Annotated in this window: 3 protein-coding genes; all 3 read left to right on the plus strand. The window is 43.0% G+C overall.

What is annotated here, in order from left to right:
• Window positions 1–127: 127 nt before the first annotated feature.
• Complete coding sequence (locus tag CAG60_RS00385) at window positions 128–889, plus strand: DeoR/GlpR family DNA-binding transcription regulator (RefSeq protein ID WP_040904702.1); 762 nt, start codon at window positions 128–130, stop codon at window positions 887–889.
• 83 nt (window positions 890–972) lie between these two features.
• Entirely contained in the window at window positions 973–2,805 is a 1,833-nt protein-coding gene (glmS, locus tag CAG60_RS00390) for a glutamine--fructose-6-phosphate transaminase (isomerizing) (protein WP_161438021.1), read from the plus strand.
• Between the two features lie 420 nt (window positions 2,806–3,225).
• On the plus strand, window positions 3,226–3,757 hold a 532-nt coding region (locus CAG60_RS00395), incomplete at its 3' end, for an HNH endonuclease (protein ID WP_161438022.1).

Raw genomic sequence — 3,757 nt, forward strand, 5'->3', positions numbered from 1 at the left:
ATTTAAGACTTGTCTTAGAACAAGGTTTTAGCGCTAATTATTAATTTTTTGTATCGAAATAAATAGACTGAAATGTTTCGAAGTGATTATAATTGATTTCGAATCGAAACTTAAAAAATCAAACCTCATGTCGAAACGAAATACCCAGCTACGAAGACACGCGATCGCCAGTTTAGTCAATCAACAAGGCGAGGTCAGTGTCGAAGCACTTTCTCAGCAGTTTTCCACCTCAGAAGTCACGATTAGAAAGGATCTTGCCTCATTAGAAACCAATGGTCTATTACTTAGGCGTTATGGTGGCGCGATCGCTTTGCCAAAAGAAGTGATGGCAGATGAATTGAATGAAAAAGTTTCGGTTCGAAAGGTGGCACTAGCCAAACAAGCCGCTAAGCTGATCAGAGATCATAATCGAATTGTGATTGATAGTGGCAGTACCACGGCAGCACTGATCCAGCAGTTGAACGATAAACGTGGTTTGGTGGTTATGACCAATTCATTGCATGTCGCCAATGCCCTCAATGAGCTAGAAAGTGAGCCGACACTACTGATGACCGGTGGCACTTGGGATACTCATTCTGAATCTTTCCAGGGGCAAGTGGCGGAGTCTGTCTTGCGTTCTTACGACTTTGATCAGTTATTTATCGGCGCTGATGGTGTTGATCTTGAACGCGGCACGACCACGTTCAATGAGTTAACCGGGTTAAGTAAAGTCATGGCAGAAGTGTCACGTGAAGTGATCGTGATGATTGAATCAGAAAAGATTGGCCGAAAAATCCCCAACTTAGAGCTGGCTTGGGATTGTATTGATGTCTTAGTGACGGACAGCGATCTCAGCGACGCCTATCTCAAACAAATTGAATCGCATCGTGTGCGAGTGATTCGAGCGTAAGCATGATTATTTACTCATCAGTATATGGCTGTTAACGGGCGATCTACTGGTGGAAAAAAGATCGAAATAAATGGAGTGTGAAGATGTGTGGAATTGTTGGCGCAGTTGCGCAGCGTGATGTGGCGGAAATTTTAGTCGAAGGTTTACGTCGTTTGGAATATCGAGGCTATGACTCTGCCGGCGTTGCGGTGGTGGATAGTGAGAATACGCTTACTCGCGTACGTCGCTTAGGAAAAGTGCAAGAATTAGCGGATGCGGTCGAGCAGCAAAAAGTTATTGGCGGTACAGGTATTGCTCATACTCGCTGGGCGACTCATGGTGAACCGTCAGAAATTAATGCTCATCCACATCTCTCGGGCACGATTACCGTCGTCCATAATGGCATTATTGAAAACCACGCATCACTGCGAACCGTATTACAAGACCGTGGCTATGTCTTTGAATCACAAACCGATACCGAAGTTATTGCTCATTTGGTTGAGTGGGAGCGTCGCTCTGCAAGCACTTTGCTTGAAGCGGTACAAAAAGCGGTTAAACAGCTGGAAGGCGCGTACGGTACCGTCGTGCTCGATTGTACCGATCCTAGCCGAGTTGTCGTCGCTCGCTCAGGCAGCCCAATTGTGATTGGTTTAGGTGTGGGTGAAAACTTCTTAGCTTCTGATCAATTGGCGTTACTCAATGTGACTCGCCGTTTTATGTTCCTTGAAGAGGGCGATGTTGCTGAAGTGACGCGCCGTGAGGTGAATATTTTTGCTGCTAATGGCGAGCAGGTAATGCGTGAAGTGATTGAGTCGAACGCTGAACACGATGCTGGTGATAAAGGTAAGTTTCGCCACTTTATGCAAAAAGAAATTTTCGAGCAACCCACAGCGTTGATCAATACGATGGAAGGGCGCATCACTCACGATAGCGTGATCACCGAGAGTATTGGTGTCAATGCCGCGGAAATTTTAGCGCAAGTTGAGCATATCCAAATTGTCGCCTGTGGTACGTCGTACAACGCAGGTATGACGGCTCGTTACTGGTTTGAAGCTTTATCCGGCGTGAGCTGCGATGTGGAAATTGCCTCTGAATTTCGCTACCGTAAATTTGTTACTCGCCCCAATAGCCTATTAATCACCTTATCTCAATCAGGCGAAACCGCCGATACACTGGCAGCACTGCGTCTAGCGAAAGAGAAAGGTTACATGGCGGCGATGACGATTTGTAACGTCGCGGGTTCATCTTTAGTGCGCGAGTCTGATTTTGCCTTTATGACTCGTGCCGGAACGGAAATTGGTGTTGCATCAACCAAAGCCTTTACCACTCAGCTCGCCGCTCTATTAATGTTAGTCACTGCATTGGGCAAACAAAAGCAAGTGATAGATCGTGCACTAGAGACGGAGATTGTCCAAGCTCTCCATGCTCTACCAAGACAAATAGAGCAAGCCCTTGGCTGTGAAAAACAGATTGAAGCGATTGCTGAAGAGTTTGCCGATAAACACCACACGCTATTTTTAGGCCGTGGTGAGTTTTACCCTATTGCCGTTGAAGCGTCATTAAAACTCAAAGAAATCTCTTACATTCACGCAGAAGCTTATGCTGCAGGTGAGTTAAAACATGGGCCACTCGCACTGATTGATGCTGATATGCCAGTGGTAGTGGTCGCTCCGAGCAACGATCTGCTTGAAAAGCTCAAATCAAACATCGAAGAAGTGCGAGCGCGTGGTGGTTTGTTGTATGTCTTTGCCGATCAAGACGCTGGTTTTGCTGAAGATGCGACGATGAAAATCATCACTATGCCGCCTGTCAGTACCATTACTGCGCCGATCTATTACACGATTCCGATGCAGTTATTGTCTTATCACGTCGCCTTGATCAAAGGGACAGATGTTGATCAGCCACGTAACCTCGCCAAAGCGGTGACAGTCGAATAATCATGCCTCGATGATGCTGAGCTGATGTAGGAGAGGAATAAAGTTTCATACTGAGTAATATAGATTCACATTGAGTATTAAAGTATCATACTAGAATGGCTGCGATCTTATTGGGACGCTGCCATTTTTAAATAGAAATTGCCCCAAAGCTGCTTAGTCGTAACCTTGATTCGTTGCTTTTGTCATTAGTTGACCTAATTTGATTAATGGTTAAATATGTACTTAATTTACTATGATGTGTTAGGCGGACAGAGGCTGTATTTGTAAATTGAATTGTCAAAATCCCATCTGTCTAATGCTAGGTTCTGTTGATCAATGATGCATGAGGGATTGATCCTTATTAAGCAGAGTGTCTTATATGGACAAATTCGAGCACATATTGTCTGTCTAATAACTTTCATAGAGTTGATGGGATATAGAATGAAATTTTCAGAACGAGCGAAGTACTTTTCAACAAACTATGATCTACTGATTGATTATCATGTTGGTAATGGGTATAACAAGTATATTGGAGAAAAAAATAAGCCTTGTCGTTTTTGTAATAAAGCTAAACCAGAAGTTACATTTAAAGATGTAGCTCATGCAGTTCCAGAGTTTCTTGGTAATAAGCAGTTAATTTTGCTTAATGAATGCGATCAATGTAATAAATTTTTCGCTAACAATTTAGAAGTACACTTAGATAAATTTACTCGTAGGTATCGATCTTCATCGTTGATTAAAGGTAAGACAGGAATACCTGCTTATAAATCTAAAAACAAAGATGTTCGCTTTGTCATGAAAAGAGATGAGCCAGGGCATTTAATTTGTCCTACTGAGAATCAAGACGTTACTTTTGATAAGAAAAATAAAGTTATAACAGTAAAGTTTGATATTGAGCCTTATATTCCTATTGGTGTTTATAAGTGCCTTGTGAAAATTGGGCTATCAGTTTTAAATAATGAACACCTTGATG

Source organism: Vibrio sp. V33_P6A3T137, assembly GCF_009904835.1.
In the GTDB taxonomy this organism is placed as follows: domain Bacteria; phylum Pseudomonadota; class Gammaproteobacteria; order Enterobacterales; family Vibrionaceae; genus Vibrio; species Vibrio metschnikovii.

Bases quoted from the DNA above. Each gene is read 5' to 3' on its own strand.
- CAG60_RS00385 (WP_040904702.1), top strand. From the start codon at position 128: ATGTCGAAACGAAATACCCAGCTACGAAGACACGCGATCGCCAGTTTA.
- glmS (WP_161438021.1), top strand. From the start codon at position 973: ATGTGTGGAATTGTTGGCGCAGTTGCGCAGCGTGATGTGGCGGAAATT.